Source organism: Polaromonas sp., assembly GCF_013817205.1.
Taxonomy (GTDB): Bacteria; Pseudomonadota; Gammaproteobacteria; order Burkholderiales; family Burkholderiaceae_C; genus Polaromonas.
Map to the genome: position 1 here is coordinate 1 of NZ_JACDDD010000081.1, position 17,509 is coordinate 17,509.

The 17,509-nt window shown below is 62.8% G+C and carries 14 protein-coding genes; 3 read left to right on the plus strand and 11 right to left on the minus strand.

The window, feature by feature from the left end; translation table 11 throughout:
• Nucleotides 1-120: 120 nt before the first annotated feature.
• Together H0W47_RS15555 and gshB are read left to right on the plus strand one after the other, a co-directional pair.
• Complete coding sequence (locus H0W47_RS15555) at nt 121-1,326, plus strand: benzoate/H(+) symporter BenE family transporter (RefSeq protein ID WP_296926015.1); 1,206 nt, start codon at nt 121-123, stop codon at nt 1,324-1,326.
• 7 nt (nt 1,327-1,333) lie between these two features.
• A complete protein-coding gene (gene gshB / locus H0W47_RS15560) occupies nt 1,334-2,278 on the plus strand; it encodes a glutathione synthase (protein ID WP_296926017.1) in 945 nt (314 codons plus the stop codon).
• Between the two features lie 62 nt (nt 2,279-2,340).
• Here the strand turns inward: gshB and H0W47_RS15565 are convergent, their stop codons facing one another.
• From H0W47_RS15565 to H0W47_RS15575, 3 genes are read right to left on the minus strand one after another with little or no spacing between them, the layout of a single operon-like run.
• Nucleotides 2,341-3,126 (minus strand): class II glutamine amidotransferase, encoded by a 786-nt coding sequence (locus tag H0W47_RS15565; RefSeq protein WP_296926019.1) that lies wholly within the window; start codon nt 3,124-3,126, stop codon nt 2,341-2,343.
• Between the two features lie 5 nt (nt 3,127-3,131).
• Nucleotides 3,132-4,589 carry an MFS transporter gene (locus tag H0W47_RS15570; protein WP_296926021.1) on the minus strand — a complete coding sequence of 486 codons (1,458 nt, stop codon included), beginning with the start codon at nt 4,587-4,589 and terminating at the stop codon, nt 3,132-3,134.
• Between the two features lie 28 nt (nt 4,590-4,617).
• Entirely contained in the window at nt 4,618-4,809 is a 192-nt protein-coding gene (locus H0W47_RS15575) for a 4-oxalocrotonate tautomerase (RefSeq protein WP_296926023.1), read from the minus strand.
• A 204-nt stretch (nt 4,810-5,013) separates the two neighbouring features.
• On the opposite strand from H0W47_RS15575, the gene H0W47_RS15580 reads away from it, so the two are divergent.
• Nucleotides 5,014-6,318, plus strand: a complete 1,305-nt coding sequence (locus H0W47_RS15580; protein ID WP_296926025.1) for a putative zinc-binding metallopeptidase — start codon at nt 5,014-5,016, stop codon at nt 6,316-6,318.
• Between the two features lie 135 nt (nt 6,319-6,453).
• On the opposite strand, the gene H0W47_RS15585 is transcribed toward H0W47_RS15580, so the two are convergent.
• The 8 genes from H0W47_RS15585 to H0W47_RS15625 all read right to left on the minus strand — a co-directional run.
• Nucleotides 6,454-8,322 carry a potassium transporter Kup gene (locus H0W47_RS15585; protein WP_296926027.1) on the minus strand — a complete coding sequence of 623 codons (1,869 nt, stop codon included), beginning with the start codon at nt 8,320-8,322 and terminating at the stop codon, nt 6,454-6,456.
• A 431-nt stretch (nt 8,323-8,753) separates the two neighbouring features.
• Nucleotides 8,754-10,049, minus strand: a complete 1,296-nt coding sequence (gshA, locus tag H0W47_RS15590; protein WP_296926028.1) for a glutamate--cysteine ligase — start codon at nt 10,047-10,049, stop codon at nt 8,754-8,756.
• A gap of 136 nt (nt 10,050-10,185) precedes the next feature.
• On the minus strand, nt 10,186-11,496 hold the full coding sequence (locus tag H0W47_RS15595) for a glutamate-5-semialdehyde dehydrogenase (protein WP_296926030.1): 1,311 nt from the start codon (nt 11,494-11,496) through the stop codon (nt 10,186-10,188).
• A gap of 161 nt (nt 11,497-11,657) precedes the next feature.
• The gene (gene holA, locus H0W47_RS15600; RefSeq protein ID WP_296926032.1) at nt 11,658-12,737 is read right to left on the minus strand and encodes a DNA polymerase III subunit delta; all 1,080 of its coding nucleotides are present in this window, start codon (nt 12,735-12,737) and stop codon (nt 11,658-11,660) included.
• A gap of 10 nt (nt 12,738-12,747) precedes the next feature.
• Complete coding sequence (gene rocD, locus H0W47_RS18660; RefSeq protein ID WP_367265420.1) at nt 12,748-14,937, minus strand: ornithine--oxo-acid transaminase; 2,190 nt, start codon at nt 14,935-14,937, stop codon at nt 12,748-12,750.
• Between the two features lie 188 nt (nt 14,938-15,125).
• On the minus strand, nt 15,126-15,602 hold the full coding sequence (locus tag H0W47_RS15615) for an Lrp/AsnC family transcriptional regulator (protein ID WP_296926033.1): 477 nt from the start codon (nt 15,600-15,602) through the stop codon (nt 15,126-15,128).
• A gap of 39 nt (nt 15,603-15,641) precedes the next feature.
• Nucleotides 15,642-16,142, minus strand: coding sequence for an LPS assembly lipoprotein LptE (lptE, locus tag H0W47_RS15620; protein ID WP_296926035.1), 501 nt, complete (start codon nt 16,140-16,142; stop codon nt 15,642-15,644).
• Nucleotides 16,143-16,152: 10 nt separating this feature from the next.
• A partial coding sequence (locus H0W47_RS15625; RefSeq protein WP_296926037.1) for a class I tRNA ligase family protein occupies nt 16,153-17,509 on the minus strand: 1,357 nt, incomplete at its 5' end.

The following is a 17,509-nucleotide window of genomic DNA, read 5'->3' on the forward strand; positions in this document are numbered from 1 at the left end:
TCCATCGCCCAGCGGGGCGAGGGACGGGCGGGGGGTTGGGAGTGGGGAGTTTGAACTACTACCTGCGGCGAGCTGCGGGGGCAGTGTGATACCAAAAACTTAAACTGCCAAAATCCCCCAATGCAGTTCTTCAAAGACCTGAACCTCTCCGCCTTCACCGCCGGTTTTGTCGCCGTCCTCGTCGGCTTCACCAGTTCGGTGGCCATCGTGTTTCAGGCGGCGCAGGCCTTCAACGCCACGCCAGAACAGATCAGCTCCTGGATGTGGGCGCTGGGTCTGGGCATGGGCCTGTGTTCGATGCTTCCTTCGCTATGGCTCAAGCAACCGGTGATGGTGGCATGGTCCACGCCAGGCGCGGCGGTGCTGGCCACGGCCGGGCTGGCCGGTGGCTTTTCCATGGGTGAAGCGGTGGCCGCCTTCATGGTCAGCGCCGCGCTGATCACCTTGTTCGGTGTCACCGGCTGGTTTGAAAAAGTCATGAACCGCATCCCGATGGCGATTGCGGCGGCACTGCTGGCGGGCGTACTCTCCCGCTTCGGCATCCAGGCCTTTGCTGCGGCGCAGACGGCACTGCCACTGGTGCTGCTGATGCTGACGATCTATTTGCTGGGCCGGCGTTTCCTGCCGCGTTACGCTGTGGTGCTGACGCTGGTCGGTGCGATTGTGTTTGTTGCGATGCGCGGCGAGATGGTCTGGTCGGCGATGACTTTCTCGCTGGCGCTGCCCGTGTTTGTCGCACCGCAGTTCAGCGTCGCGGCGATTGTCAGCCTGGCGCTACCGCTGTTTGTGGTGACCATGGCCTCCCAAAACCTGCCCGGGGTGGCGGCGATACGCGCCGCCGGTTACGGGCCGGACGCGCCGGATGGCGGCATCCCCGTGTCGAAAATCATCACGCTCACCGGGCTGGCGACGCTGGTGCTGGCCCCTTTCGGCGCTTTTGCACTGAACCTGAGTGCCATCACTGCCGCCATTTGCATGGGCCCCGAGGCGCATGAAGACCCGCGCAAACGTTACACCGCGGCCGTGTGTTGCGGCGCGATCTATGTGCTGATCGGCATTTTTGGCGCGGCGGTCACCGGCCTGCTGACCGCTTTTCCGACAGAGCTGGTGGTGGCGATTGCCGGGCTGGCGCTGCTGGGCACCATAGGCAGCGGTCTGGCACAGGCGGTGCGGGATGAGTCGCACCGCGAGGCGGCGCTTATCACGTTTCTCGTCACGCTGTCGGGCCTGACGATTGCCGGTATCGGCTCCGCGTTCTGGGGTGTGGTGGCCGGCGCGCTTGCGCTATTTGTACAACAATACCGGCAACGCCCTTTTACCGACTGAGCCGTTCATGCACATCCTTTTTGTTGCCGATCCCCTCGCTTCCTTCAAGATCTACAAGGACACCACCTTCGCCATGATGCGCGAGGCGCAGCGGCGCGGCCACACACTGGCGACCTGCGAGCCGCGCGACTTGCGCTGGCAGACCGGTGAGAAGGTCACCGCCACGGTGCAGCGCATCACCCTGACCGGCGACGCCATCGACTGGTACAGCGCCGAGCCGGCGCAGCGTGCGCAGCTCTGCGACTTCGACGCCATCGTGATGCGCAAGGACCCGCCCTTCGACAGCGAGTTTTTCTACAGTACGCATTTGCTGGAGCAGGCCGAACGTGAAGGAGCGCGGGTGTTCAACAAGCCGCGCGCGCTGCGCGACCACCCGGAAAAACTCGCGATTCTTGAGTTCGCGCAGTTCAGCGGCCCGACCCTGGTCACGCGCAGCGCGGCCGACATCAAGCGCTTTCACGCCGAACACAAGGACATCATCCTCAAGCCGCTGGACGGCATGGGCGGCATGGGCATCTTCCGCGTCAAGGAAGACGGCCTGAACCTGGGCAGCATCACCGAGACGCTGAACAAGGACGGCGCGCAAAGCGTGATGGTGCAGAAATTCCTGCCCGAGATCAGCCAGGGCGACAAACGCGTGCTGGTCATAGGCGGCAGGCCCGTGCCGTTCAGCCTGGCGCGGATTCCGCAGGGCAGCGAGGTGCGCGGCAATCTGGCGGCAGGCGGTCTGGGCGTGGCGCAGCCGCTGACGGCGCGCGACCGGGAAATCGGTGAGGCGCTGGGCCCGGTGCTGGCGTCGCGCGGCCTGCTGCTGGCGGGTGTGGACGTGATCGGCGACTACGTGACTGAGATCAACGTCACCAGCCCGACCTGCTTCCAGGAAATTTTTGACCAGACCGGTTTTGATGTCGCGGCGATGTTTGTCGACGCGCTCGAAGTTGCCCTCAAATAGGAACCAAATCGGGTTCCAGCCCATATCTGACGGGCGCCAACAGCTCCTGAATTGATAGCTGACTAGGCGCGCAGCGCGCCGCCTTCGAACACGCGCAGCTCACCGGGCGCAAAGGCTTGCCAGGCCTCGTTGGTGGTCAGGGGCGCCGTCACCACCACGGCCACACGGTCGCCCGGCGCGGCCTGCTCGGCAAAGTTGACGCTGAGGTCTTCGTCGCTGAGCGTGGCGTGGGAGAACGGGTGTTTGCGCTCCACGTGGTACAGGCTGGTCGAGGCATGCGCCCACAGCGCCAGCCCGTTGCTGAGCAAAAAATTGAAGGTGCCGTGCGGCGCGATCTGTGCAGCCAGTTCGCGCAGCGTCAGCGTCAGTTCGTTGATGCCCGGCACGCCCGCGTGCGACTTGGCCAGCTCCTGCATGATCCAGCAAAAGGCGCGTTCGCTGTCGGTGTTGCCGACCGGGCGGAAGCTGCCGTGCAGTCGTGGGTTGAAGTCTTTCAAGTCGCCGTTGTGCGCAAACACCCAGTAGCGGCCCCACAGTTCGCGCACAAAAGGGTGGCAGTTTTCCAGCGCGACCCGGCCCTGTGTGGCCTTGCGGATGTGCGCGATCACGTTGCGGCTCTTGATCGGGTAGCGGCGTATCAGCTCGGCCACCGGTGACTGGAAGGCCGACTGGTGATCGACAAAGTGGCGCAAGCCACGGTCACTCTCGCTGCAGTCGCCGCCCTCAAAAAACGCGATGCCCCAGCCGTCGCCATGGTGGTCGGTATTGCCGCCGCGCTGGGCAAAACCGGTGAAGCTGAAAGTCACATCGGTGGGCGTGTTGCAGTTCATTCCGAGCAGTTGGCACATGGCAGTTACTCCTTTGCCGCAGAGGGCCTGAGCCTCCACGCCGCAAACGTGGCCAATACGCAGAGCGCGGCCAGCATCAAAAAAGCCTCGTTGAAGGCCGCCAGCCGCGCCGGACTGCTGGCCGTCTGCGTCAACGAATCCCCGTGTGCGGCCAGTCGCCACTCCAGCACGATGCCGCACAGGCTGACACCGATGGCGCCGCCCAGCATGCGCACAAAATTGATCGCGCTGGAGCCCTGCGAAATCAGGTCCGAACTCAGCGCCCGCAGCGAGCCGAGGTTCAGCGAGGGCAGGATAAAGCCCAGCCCGATGCGCCCCAGGATGGCCCATAACACCAGCAGCCAGATCGCGGTGCTCAGCGTCACGGTCAGCATCAGCGCAAACGACAGTGCCAGCAGCGCTAGCCCGATGCTCACCAACAACCAGGTCGGGTGACGGTCGGCGAGCCGTCCCACCAGCGCGATCGTGACGGCCAGCACAAAGCCTGCCGGCAGCAGGATGCTGCCAACATAGGACGCCGACAGGCCCAGGCCGAGCTGCATGTAAACCGGCAGCAGATAGGTGGAGCCGAACAGCGCCGTACCGTAGATAAACGCCACGATGCTGCCCATCGCAAACGGGCGCACCGTGAACAGGGCCAGATTCATCAGCGGCTCGCGGCCGGTGGCGGCCATGCGCCGTTGCCAGGCGATGAACATCAGCAACGCCAGCGCGGCGGCACCCAGCAGCAGGACGGCCTCAAGCACCGACCCGCCATGCAGTGCCACCATGCCGTTGAGCAGGCACAGGGTGCCGGCGCCGCCCAGCAGCAGGCCGCGCCAGTCCAGCGTGGCGCCCTTGCGGTTGGCCGCCGCCCCGCCCGGTGCGGTGACCGGCACATAGCGGTAAGCCAGCCACAGCGAGGCCAGGCAAAACGGCACCACCATGAAAAAGATCGAGCGCCAGCCAAACAGGTCCACCAGCACGCCGCCTATGCTGGGGCCGATGGCGGGTGCCAGCACCACACCCATGCCGAAAATGCCGCTGGCCCGGCCCTGCTCGTTGGGCTGGAAAGCCCGCATGATGATGATGGCGGGGATGGGCTGCACCACACCGGCGGCCAGGCCTTCAGCCACGCGCGCGCCCAGCACCACGGCAAAACTGTTGGCAAAGCCGCCCACAATGCCGCCTGCCAGGAGCAACAACATGGTGCCCACATAGGTGCGGCGGTAGCCGTATCGCGCCAACAGCCAGGGCGTGGTCAGCATCGACACCGTCATCGCCACCATGAAGCCGGAGGTGACCCACTGGGCGCGCTCCTGGCCCAGGGTGAAGTGCTGGCTCATGTCCGGGATCGCCACATTGACGATGGTCGAGGACATGATGGACGCCATGGTGCCGACCATGACCGACAGCAGCAGCAGCCAGCGGTAACGCGGGCCGTACCGGGCCTGCAGTTCGGGAAGGGTGGCGGGACGGGTCAAGCGCAGCGTGGGTTCAGGGCTGGGCGGTTCACTCGCGCGGCTCGGACCAGAGTTTGCCGCCTGTGGCCCAGTTTTCGCGCTTGATGTCGGTGATGATGACGTCCACCGAATCGGGCGCACCGCCCAGCACCTCGACGCTGACGCGTGTCAGTTCAGCGACCAGTTTTTTCTTCTGCTCAAGTGTGCGGCCTTCCATCATTTCGACGTGGTAAGTGGGCATGGGGATCCTTGGTTTGGGTCAAACAAGGCCCCATGATAAAAGCCTCGCAGCTTCAAGGGCGTTTTTGTCAGCAACGGCTGACATGCGGACAGGGCGAGCCGGCCCCATGCGGGCGTGCAAACGTGGCAGACTTTGAAGTCGCTGCAGCCGTGCAAGCCATGTGTTGTGCCCCACTTCAGCCCCGCGACCCCCTCGGAATTTTCATTGTTCAACATCACCGATTCGCCGCCTGCTTCTGACCCACCCGATTTGCCGAGCTTGGCAGGTCGCGCCTACCGGTGCCATTGCGGTTGCCCGGTATTCTTCCGCAACAGCACCTGCCTGGCCTGCGGTACAGCGCTGGGTTATGACACGGTGAAGGCACGCCTGATTCCGCTCATGCCTGGTCAAGACCTGGATACGTGGGTCGAATGGCAGGCTGAGGACGCGACTGTCCAGCCCGTCAGCAATGTCCCGACGCCAGCCTATTTGCGCTGCGCCAACCTTGACACGCCTGCAGCCTGCAACTGGCTGGTGCCCGTTGGCGAAGGTCAGCCGCAGACGCTGCTGTGCCGCGCCTGCCGGCTCAACCGCACCATTCCCGACCTGAACGACTCGCAACACCCGGACAACGCTGAACTCTGGGGCAAGGTGGAGTTGGCCAAGCGCCGGCTGGTGTCGGCGCTGCTGGCGCTGGGTTTGCCGCTGTCGTCCCGCGTGAGCGAGGACGCTGAAGGCGGGTTGATGTTCGACTTCCTGCGCTCGCCCGACTACGGCCCGCACATCCTCACCGGCCACAACACCGGCCTGATCACGCTGAACCTCAACGAAGCCGACGACGCCACGCGTGAGGCCGTGCGCAAGGCCATGCGCGAGCCTTACCGCACGCTGCTGGGGCATCTTCGCCACGAAGTGGGGCACTATTATTGGGACCGGCTGATAGCCGGCACCGCCTGGCTGCAGGGTTTTCGCGAGCTGTTCGGCGATGAAACCCAAGACTACGCCGCCAGCCTGCACAACAACTACACCCAGGGCCCGCGACCCGACTGGGCGCGCAATTACGTGAGCGCTTACGCCAGCGTGCATCCGTGGGAGGACTGGGCCGAGTGCTGGGCGCATTACCTGCACATCCGCGACACGGTCGACACCGCGCAGAGTTTCGGTCTGGCCACCGACACGGCGCAGCTTGAGTTCACACCTTTCACCATTGACGCGCTGTACCAGCCCGAGCACCCGGATGCCAAACGTTTTCTGGCCTTTCTGAACCGCTGGACACAGCTCACCATGCTGCTCAACGAGATGTCGCGCGCCATGGGGCAGCCCGACTTTTATCCGTTTGTGCTGCCGCACGGCGTGGTTGCCAAGCTGCACTTCATCCACCTGGTGGTCAGCGCCGTTTATGAATCCACCGCAGCTCCCGATGGGCCCCATGCTCCCGACCAGACGTCCAACAACAACAGCGGCGCCGTCGCGAACCAGCAGGACATGCAAGACACCCCGCTCCAGTCGCAGGGTCAGAACAACATCTGAACGGCGTCAGGCTTCCCGCCTCGGTTGTGATGGGAATAAGGTCCCGAGAAATCACAGTCGGGGCACCGAGATGCTACAAATTCAGTAGCTGAAGATGCCCTTTGCATAAGGGTTGGGTACCGAAAAGGCCCTGAATCAGATCTCGATTTTGCTGCCCAGTTCGACCACCGAGTTGTTCGGCAGCTTCAGGAAATCCGCAGCGCCGCTGGCGTTGTGGTGCATCTGCGCAAACAGCTTTTCGCGCCAGGGCATCATGCCGCCGCCTATGGTGGGCACCACCACATCGCGCGACAGGAAATAGCTGGTGGTCATGGTCTCCAGCTCGCAGCCGCGCGTGCGCATTTGCTGCAGTGCCTTGGGGAGATCGGGGTCGTTCTTGAAACCATAGTTAACAACGACCTGCCAGCAGTTGTGGCCCAGCGACTCAATCACAAGGCGCTTGCCCAGGCCAATCCAGGGCACCTCATGGTTGTGCACCGTGACAAACAGGTTCTGGCCGTGCAGCACCTTGTTGTGCTTGAGGTTGTGCAGCAATGCATTGGGCACGACACCGACCTCGGCAGTCAGGAACACGGCCGTGCCTTCAACGCGGGCAGGCGGGCTGACAAACACCGCTTCCAGAAAACTCGGCAGGTCGATGGCGTCGGCGCGCAGTTTCTGGTTGAGCAGCGCCCGGCCCTGTTTCCAGGTCATCATCAGCGTAAAGATGACCCCGCCTATCAGAAGCGGGAACCAGCCACCCGCGAACAGCTTGAGCATATTCGAGGCGAAAAAGGTCAGGTCCACAACGAAAAACAGACCTGTAGCGCCTATGCAAAGCCATAAAGGGTACTTCCAGCTATACCGGATGACGAAGAATGTCAGGATGGTGGTAATCAACATGTCCAGTGTCACCGCAATCCCGTAAGCCGCGGCCAGGTTGCTCGACGAGCGAAACAGCACAACAGCCAGAACGATGGCCACGAACAGGCCCCAATTGACGAAAGGAATATAGATTTGGCCTGTTTCCCGCACGCTGGTGTGCAGGATTTTCAGACGCGGGAGATATCCCAGCTGAATCACCTGTTTGGTGACGCTGAACGCCCCTGTGATGAGCGCCTGGGAGGCGATGACGGCCGCACCCGTTGCCAAAATAACGAGAGGAATCAGCGCCCAGTCCGGGGCCATCATGTAAAACGGGTTTTTAACCGCTTCCGGCCTCGCCAGCAACAAGGCACCTTGGCCAAAATAATTTAACGTGAGCGCTGGCATGACCACCGCAAACCAGGCGATACGGATCGGCTTTTTACCAAAGTGGCCGAGGTCTGCATACAGCGCTTCGGCGCCGGTGACACATAGCACCACGGCGCCCAGAATGATGAAAGTGGTGCCCGGGTTACGCCACATGAACAGCAATGCGTGATGCGGGCTCAGGGCCTGCAGGATCTCGGGATGCTGCACGATGTGCGAAACGCCCAGCACCGCAATGGTAGCGAACCACACGAGCGTGATGGGCCCAAAAAATTTGCCAATGCCCCCCGTACCGCTTTTTTGCACGGCGAACAGGCAGGACAGCACGAACAGCGTGAGCGGAACCACCCAATCTTTGAACGTGGGCGATACCACCTCCAGGCCCTCCATGGCGCCGAGCACCGAAATCGCGGGGGTGATGACACCGTCGCCATAAAACAGGCAGGTGCCGAAAATGCCCACAGCGAGCAGCACGCCGCGCAGCTGGGGCTTGTCCTTCACCGCTTGCGAGGCTAGCGCCAGCATCGCTACCAAGCCGCCCTCTCCGTTGTTGTCGGCGCGCAGCACCAGCACCACGTACTTGATCGAGACGATGACGGTCATCGTCCAGAAAAAGATCGACAGGATGCCGTAAACGTTTTCGGGAGTGAACGCGACGTGCCCGGAGCCAAAGACTTCCTTGATGGCATACAGGACGCTGGTTCCGATGTCGCCGTAGACGACGCCGACGGCGCCCAGGGTCAGCGCAGCGAGTGATGATTTTTTTCTGGACACAAAAAAAATCCCGCTGGAACTGGTCAGGTGGGGCGCCAGCCGCGGGAAGGTTGCCTTGGGGAAGGCTATTTTGCGCCCGAAGCCGCGCTTGGCAAGTCAGCGCGGGCCCCTAATCGTGAGATTAGGCCGTTTTGTTGCACTGCAACAACTTGTAACCCACAGAGCCAGCCTTGGTTCAAAAACCGCGGGCGCAATTGCGATCGCCAGTCACTCTCATTTTGATAGCTGACTACGCAGATCGGACGGGGGCTGGAGGCCTAAAAGGCTTGAAGATAACTTGCGATGCAGCGAAAACCACGGATCTGCCTTTTCAAGCGGCCGCCAGCGAACCGGCTTTGCCGGCGCGATGCGGCGTCCCTGCAAGGGGAAAAGACACTACACGCAGCGCAGCGCATCGGAGTGAGGCCCGATAGGCGTGTGCCGGGCTTGGCCTAGTCATACACCTCGGCATCGGGATCGGTCGCTTCCAATTCGTAGCTGGCGGCCAGCATGGCCAGGCGGCCGATCACGCCGTACATATAAAAGCGGTTCGGGCCGCTCGCGCCGGGCGGAATGCCGGGCTGCGGCAGGCGGCCGCTGTCGGCAAAAGCCAGTGGCACAAAACTCGAGCCCGGCGCGTTGAGGTTTTCGTCGATGCCGCGGTCGGCGTGCACGCGGTAAAAGCCACCCACTACATAACGGTCCATCATGTAGACCACCGGTTCGGCCACCGCGTCATTGATGCGTTCGTGGGTCTGCACGCCTTCCTGGATGATGACCTCGGACAGCGGCTGGCCGTCCTTGGTGGTGCTCATCTTGTTTTTGGTCTTGCGGTTGAGCTCGTCCAGGTCCTTGACGTCGCGCACCGTCATGATGCCCATGCCGTAGGTGCCGTTGTCGGCCTTGACGATGACAAACGGCTTCTCATTGATGCCGTATTCCTTGTACTTGCGCCGGATTTTGGTCAGCAGGGCATCAACGTTGGTGGTCAGGCAGTCCATGCCTGCGCCTTCGGCCAGGTTGACCTCGCCGCACTTGGCAAACATCGGGTTGATCAGCCAGGGGTCCACGCCCAGCAGCTTGCCGAAACGCTTGGAAACTTCCTCATAGGCCTGGAAATGGCGCGACTTGCGCCGCACCGACCAGCCAGCGTGCAGCGGCGGCAGCAAATACTGCTCGTGGAGGTCTTCCAGCATGCCGGGCGCGCCGGCCGACAGGTCGTTGTTGAGCAGGATGGTGCAGGGGTCGAAGTTTTTCAGCCCCAGGCGCCGGTCGGTACGGATCAGCGGCTCCAGCGTGATCTGCTCGCCAGTGGGCAGGTCCAGGGTGGTCGGCTCGGTGATGTCGGGGCTCAGCGAGCCGAAACGCACATTCAGGCCGGCCTGGTGGAAGATGCGCTTGAGCTGCAGCACATTGGACAGGTAAAAGCTGTTGCGGGTGTGGTTTTCCGGGATTACCAGCAGGTTGCGCGCTTCCGGACAGATCTTTTCGATCGCCGCCATCGCCGCCTGCACCGCCAGCGGCAGCATCTCGGGCGTGAGGTTGTTCCAGCCGCCCGGGTACAGGTTGGTGTCCACCGGCGCCAGCTTGAAGCCGGCGTTGCGCACATCGACTGAGCTGTAAAACGGCGGCGTGTGCTCCATCCACTCGAGCCGGAACCAGCGCTCAATCGCCGGTGTCATGTCAAGAATACGCTGCTCAAGCTCGTTGGTGGGGCCGTTCAGGGCAGTGATGAGGTGCGGAACCATGCGGCCACTTTCAGTCTGGTGTTGTTGTGGTTGTCGGCTCTGACTGACCGATTTCAGGGATATTGGGGTGGGGCGAAGCAGTTACAAGAGGCCAGGATCAGGCGGCCTTGACGCTGCAGGCAGTCCCGGCTGACGATCAGTTGCGGACTTCGCCCTGACCCAACACCACGTACTTCAGCGAGGTCAGGCCCTCGATGCCGACCGGCCCACGCGCGTGGAACTTGTCGGTGCTGATGCCGATTTCAGCCCCCAGCCCGAACTCGAAACCATCAGCGAAGCGGGTACTCGCATTCACCATCACGCTGGCCGAATCGACTTCGCGTAAAAACTGTTGCGCATGCACGTGGTCGCGCGTGAGGATGGCGTCGGTGTGGTGGCTGGAGTATTGGTTGATGTGGGCAATGGCTTCTTCCACACCCGCGACCACCTTGATGCTGATGATGGGCGCCAGGTATTCCTCGTACCAATCCTGCTCGGTGGCGGCCAGCACTTTGGCGCCAAGCACCTTCGCGAGCACGGCCTGGGCTTCGGCGTCGCAGCGCATCTCGACGCCCTTGGCGGCGTAGATCGCCCCGATTTTTGGCAGAAATTCTGCCGCCACGCCACGTGCGACCAACAAGCCTTCGCTGGCATTGCAGGGGCTGTATTTCTGGGTTTTGGCGTTGTCCGCAACCGTAACCGCCATGGCGATGTCGCACGGATCATCCACATACACATGGCAGTTGCCGTCGAGGTGTTTGATGACCGGGACTTTGGCATCACGGCTGATACGTTCGATCAGGCCCTTGCCCCCGCGCGGGATGATCACGTCGACAAATTGCGGCATGGTGATCAGAATGCCCACGGCTTCCCGGTCGATGGTCGGCACCAGCTGGACGGCGTCTGTCGGCAGGCCGACGCTTTCAAGGGCCTGCTGCACCAGAGCGGCCAGTGCCTTGTTCGACTCGATGGCCTCGGAGCCGCCGCGCAGGATACAGGCGTTGCCGCTCTTGATGGCCAGTGACGCGGCTTCAATCGTGACGTTGGGCCGGCTTTCGTAAATCATGCCGAACACGCCGATGGGCACACGCATCTGGCCGACGCGGATGCCGCTGGGCTGCTGCTTCATGCCGATGATCTCGCCGATCACGTCGGGCATGGCGGCCAGCTGCTCGCAGCCGAGCGCCACGGTCTCCAGGGTTTTGGCGTCCAGTTTGAGCCGGTCCAGCATGGGGCCCGCCAGGCCGGCGGCCACAGCGCGTTCAAGATCCTTCGCGTTGGCAGCCTGCAAAGATGCCCCTTGGCTGCGCAGCAAGCCGGCGAGGCTCAAAAGTGCTCTGTTTTTTATAGCTGCCGGCGCACGCGCCATCTGGGCTGATGCCACTTTTGCCTTGAAACCCATGGCCTGCATGAGGTGCGGCAGTCCGCTGCGGGCAGACAGGGCGTCGGAAGAGTCGGGCGCGTTCATGGCTCCATTTTCCCCTAAAACCTCGCGCCCCCACGTTCGCTCGCTGCGTGTGGCTCTCTGCCCGAGGGGGCGCTGCGCTTGCGGCCCGGCAGAGCCGGTTCCGCGGCCCCTGCTTGAATGGGAACGAAGCCTCGAGCGTCCGTTGTGTTTCCCGCGAACACCTAGGCGCGACCCCGCGGCGCACATTGCTCGCACATCATGTTCGCCAGCCGCTGGAGCGCCTGCCAGCCGTCCGCGGGCCAATCGGGTTGCTTCAGACCCTTGACGATGCCGTCGACCTTGTGCGCGGCATGCAGCAGGTTGGCCAGTGTGGTGTCGCCGATATGCGGTAGCACTCTTTCAAACAGCTTTTCCTTGGCACCCCAGACCCGGTTTTCACGCAGGGCCATGGGCATAGGCCGGCCCGCGCCCAAGGCGTCTTTGACCCGCTTCATGCTGCGGATGTCCTCGCTCAGGGCCCAGTGCACCAGCACCTCGGATTCACCTTCGGACTGCAGTCCGTCAAGCATGCGCTGCACGCGCAGTGCCTGACCGCCCAGCACCGCTTCTGACAGCTTGAACACGTCGTAACGCGCCACATTCAGCACGGCGTTTTCAACCTGATCGAAGCTCAAGACAGCGGATGCATCGTCAGCCCCGGGCGGGTACAGCAGACTCAGCTTCTGGATTTCTTGGTGTGCAGCCAGCAGGTTGCCTTCCACGCGGTCTGCAAAAAACTGCAGCGTGCGCTGGCCCTCTTCGCCGGCGGCCACGCGCTGGCCCTGCTGTTGCAGGCGCTGCGCAATCCAGGCGGGCAAGTTGCGCCTGTCAATGGCATCGAACTTGACCGTGGTGCCAAAACTCTCCAGCGCGCCAAACCAGGCGCCCTTGGTGGTCATGCTGTCCAGCCGAGGCAACATCACCAGCGTCAGCGTGCTGTCGTCACCCTGAGCGCGCTCTGCAATTTGCTGCAAGGCGGCGGAGCCGTCCTTGCCTGGTTTGCCGCTGGGGATGCGGATCTCGACGATTTGTTTGTCGGCAAACAAGCTCAGCGATCCGCCACTGGCCAGCACCTCGCTCCAGTCGAAATGCGCGCCGGCCACGGTGTGCACCGAGCGTTCGGAATAACCCTGTTCGCGCGCCGCAACGCGCAGCGCATCGGCAAACTCCTGCACCAGCAGCGGCTCGTCACCGTGCAGGGTGTACAGGGATTTCAGGCCGCGCTGGAGATGTTGCTGAAGTTGGGTGGGCGCAAGCTGCATGCCCCGAAGTTTACGCGGCCTCTGCCCAGGGCAAAACACCGGGGGCAGAGCGGCCGTGGTGCAGGTTGTTGAGCTTGAGCGTCAGGCAATACGCCGCCCCGCCGGAGCGGTTGAACGAGCCCAGCGGCACCACCTGGACGCGGTAGCCGCGCGCCACCAGGGCTTGCCGCGTCGGTTCGCTGCAATGGCACATCACCACGTCGCGGCCAATACAGACCGAGTTGACGCCAAGGTGCAACGCGTCGTCGCTTTGTGCCTCAATCAGTTGCCCACCCACCAAGGTCTGAATCTGCGCGCGGCCGGCTTCGGTAAAGGCCGGAGGGTAATACACCACCTCACCCCCCGACAGCAGGCAGAAACAAGTGTCGAGGTGATAAAACCTCGGGTCGACCAGTTCCAGCGAGAGGGCGGGAATGCCCAACACCTGCTCCACGGTGTCGCGCGCCTGCAGACTCGACCGTTGGCCATGGCCCATCCACATGATGCCGCGGTTGGCGTCATAGATGGCATCACCCGCGCCCTCAAAAAATACACCGGGCGGCATGGTGTGCAGCGAATCGACTTCACCGCGAAGGCGCAACTGCTCGAACATGCGTCGGCCATGGGACTCTTCTCCGGCACGCTCGGGCTTGAGGTAGCGCGCCAGCAGTACCTTGCCGTCCAGCACCACCGCGCAGTTGGCGGTGAATACCAAGTCAGGCAAGCCACGTACCGCCGGTTTGACCATCACCTGCGCGCCTAGTGCCTCGTAGCTGGCCTTCAGCGCGGCCCAGCCGCTGCGCGCATCCTGCGCCAGCCGCTTGGCGTCGAGTGCCCACTGCGTTGGGTCCATCCAGGGGTTGATGGCGTAACTCACTTCGAAAAAGTCGGGCGGGCTCATCAGCAACTGCGGCGCCACACCTGCAGCGGCGACTTCTTCTGGAGCCACATGTATTGCTACCGAATTCATAGCTGCTTGTGCTTTCATTTCAAGCACCACTGCCAGAAAGCTATCCACGGCCTGGTCAAGCTGCGCCTTGCTGACGGTCAGCGGTGGCGCAAAACGAATCACGGTTTCGTGGGTTTCCTTGGACAGCACGCCGCGCGCGGCGAGTCGCTCGACGACTTCGCGCGCGCCGGCAAAGCTGGCATACGCCGGGTCCATGTCCACGGCCACCCACAGGCCGCGGCCACGCACAGCACGCACCAGCGGCGCGGCCTGCGCCTGCACCGCAGTCAGGCGCTGCAGCAGATGCCGACCCAGCGCCGCGCTACGCGCCACCAGGTTTTCGTCCTCCATCACCTGCAAAGCCTCCAGCCCGACGGCTGCCGCGAGCGCATTGCCGCCAAAGGTAGAACCGTGGCTGCCCGGTGTGAAGACGTCCATCACCGCGTCGTTGGCGAGGAAGGCGCTGACCGGCAGCAGACCACCGCCCAGCGCCTTGCCCAGAATCAGGCCGTCGGGCCGGATGCCTTCGTGCTCGAACGCAAACCAGCGGCCGGTGCGGCCCAGGCCAGACTGCACCTCGTCCAGAATCAGCAACATGCCTTGCTGAGAGCACCACTCACGCAGCTCTCTGAAAAACCCGGCGGGCGGCAACACAATGCCAGCCTCGCCCTGGATAGGCTCGACCAGCACAGCACAGGTGTTGGGCGTGGTGGCGGCGCGCACGCTGGCCATGGCGCCAAAGTCAAAAAACTTGAAGCCGGGCGTGAAGGGCCCGAATCCGGCGCGGTAGTCCGCCTCGCTGGAAGCACTGATGACGGTGGTGGTGCGGCCATGGAAATTGCCACGGGCCACAAGAATCTCGGCCTGCCCGTCGGGCACACCTTTGACGCGGTGGCCCCAGCGGCGCGCCGCCTTGATGGCGGTCTCCACCGCTTCTGCCCCCGTGTTCATGGGCAAGGCTCGGTCAAACCCCGCCACGCGGCACAATTTTTCCAGGAAAGGACCAAGCGTGTTGCTGTGATAGGCGCGGGACGTGACGGCCACACGCGCCAGTTGACGCTGCGCCGCGGCGACCAGCCGAGAGTGAAGATGCCCATGGCTGACTGCCGAATAGGCGCTCATCATGTCGAGATATTCGCGGCCGTCAACATCCCACACCAGGCAGTCTTTGGCATGCTCAACGACGACTGGAACGGGGCGGTAGTTGCGGGCGCAGACCTGCTCTTCAAGCCGCATGAAATCTTGGCTTGTTGCTACTTTTTTTTCGTCCATGGCGTTTCTCCTGTTGGAGATAACTGTAGGCGCATGCGGCTTCGGCGACGGTGAAAATGAGGGCCTGCCACCGCCCATTGCAGACGTGTGGCGGGCGCTACGCTTCCGGATCGGAAGTCATGCAGCCAAGCTGCCCGCTCTGTGCTCCACCGTGTGTCGCATAACGAAAACCAATGGGGAACACCGACTCAGCCCTTGGTCTGCGGCAACGGAAAACCGGAAAATTCCTTGATGGTCTGCCACTCGGTGTTGGTCACTATTTTCTCGATGCCCAGGCCCACGTCGTCAAGCCAGCCATCGGTCAGTTCGCGATAGCGCGCCAGATCGTGGCAGGAGACCCGCACCAGATAGTCGTAGCGCCCGCTGATCTGGTAACAGGCAACGACCTCGGGGCTGGCCACCATGCGCGCCTCGAAACGCTGCACCGTGGCCTGGCGCTGGTCTTTCAGCGCCATCTCGGCGAAGACCACCACCTGCTCGCCCAGCACCGCCCGCTTGACCAGCGCCCGGTAGCCCTGGATCAAACCCTCGGCTTCCAGTCGGCGCACCCGGTTGAGCGTGGCGCGTGCTGACAGGTGAATGGCTTCCGAGAGCGCCTGCACCGTTGTGCGCCCGTCCCGCTGAAGCAGTTCCAGCAGCTTGAGGTCGGCGCGGTCTGGTTCCATTACATTTTTCTCAGTGAACGTCCTGCGCCGACGCGGCCTTCACAATTCCTTGACGGCAGCAAGCCGCCGCAGCACCTGCTGCACGATATCGCTTTGCATGTCGCGGTAGAGCAGGGCTTCCTCGGTCTCTTTGGCGAGCACTGCTGATTCGTTGAAGGTGATGTCGCGCTGGAGCAGGATCTCTGTCGGGGGGATCAGGATCTTGCCCGCCAGTGTGCGCAAGCGGAAGGTGAACCGTGTGCGTAACTGAAACTCACGCACCTGGCCTGCAGCATTCACGCCGACCACGACTTTTTCGCGTTGGTCGGTCACCACGTCGAAGATCACGTCGGCCTGATCGATCAGACGCGGGTCGCGGATCACCTTCACCGTGCCACCTGACTCCAGGTTGCGGTTGAACTCGGTGCCCAGCGTCGAGCCTTCGGGTGCTGTGTTGAACAGGGTTTTGAAGGCATAGTTGGGCGCTTTGCGCAGCGCAAAGCCGCAGGCACTGAGGCCGGCGGCGGCCATTGCGGCCATCAATAAAACGCGACGCTGCATGGACTTTCCTTCAAATGACGATATTGACCAGGCGCCCGGGCACCACGATAATTTTTTTCGGGGGTGCGCCCGCAGCCTGTTTGACAAATGCCTCTGACGCCAACGCAGCTGCCTCAATCGCGGCCTTGTCGGCGCCGGCGGGCACGGTGACGGCACCGCGCAATTTGCCATTGATTTGCAGCACCAGTTCGATTTCATCCTGCACCAGCGCGGAAGCGTCCACCTCGGGCCAGGGCGCGTCAAGCAGATCGCCCTGGTCTTTGGCGAAACCCAGCTCGGCCCACAGGGTGTGCGTCACATGGGGTGTGGCAGGGTACAGGCAGCGCAGCAGGATGCCCATGCCTTCGCGCAGGGCAAAGGCTGCACCCGCAGAATTCTGGCCCTTGAAGTCTTCGAGTGAATTGAGCAGCTTCATGCTGCCAGACACCACGGTGTTGTACTGCATGCGCTGGTAGTCATAGTCGATCTGCTTGAGCACCGTGTGGATCTCGCGGCGCAGCGCCTGCGCTTCCTTGTCAAATGTGGCTCCAGCCCTTGATGGACGAGCGCCAGCAGCTCCTAAATTCATAGCATTCAGCCTGACGCCGAAATTCCAGACGCGGCGCAGGAACCGGTAGGAGCCCTCAACGCCGGCGTCGTTCCACTCCAGCGTGGCTTCCGGGGGTGCGGTGAACATGGTGTACAAGCGCGCGGTGTCGGCACCGTACTTTTCGATCAGGTCCTGGGGGTCCACGCCGTTGCGCTCCGACTTGCCCATCTTGCCAACGCCACCGTACTCAAGCTTGCCGCCCTCGGCATGCGTGCCACCAATGATGTGGCCCTGCGCGTCGTGAACCGGCACCACCTCGGAAGGTGGGTAGTAGTGCTTTCCACCTTTCTCATCGCGCCTGTAGAAAATCTGGTTGAGCACCATGCCCTGGGTCATAAGTTTGATGAAGGGTTCGTCAAACTTCACCAGCCCCATGTCGCGCATCACTTTGGTCCAGAAGCGCGCGTACAGCAGGTGCAACACCGCGTGCTCAACGCCGCCTATGTACTGGTCCATCGGCATCCAGTAATCGGCACCCCCGGCCACCATCGCTTCGTCGTTCTTTGGGTCGCAGTAACGCATGAAGTACCACGAGGAATCCACAAAGGTGTCCATGGTGTCGGTCTCGCGCCGCGCGGCCTTGCCGCAGACCGGACACACCACCCCGGCATGAAAACCCTCGTGCTTGTGCAGCGGGTTGCCCGAACCGTCGGGCACGCAATCAGTAGGGAGCACCACCGGCAAATCATTCTCGGGCACTGGCACAGCACCGTGTTCGCCGCAATGGATGATGGGAATCGGCGTGCCCCAGTAGCGCTGGCGGCTCACGCCCCAGTCG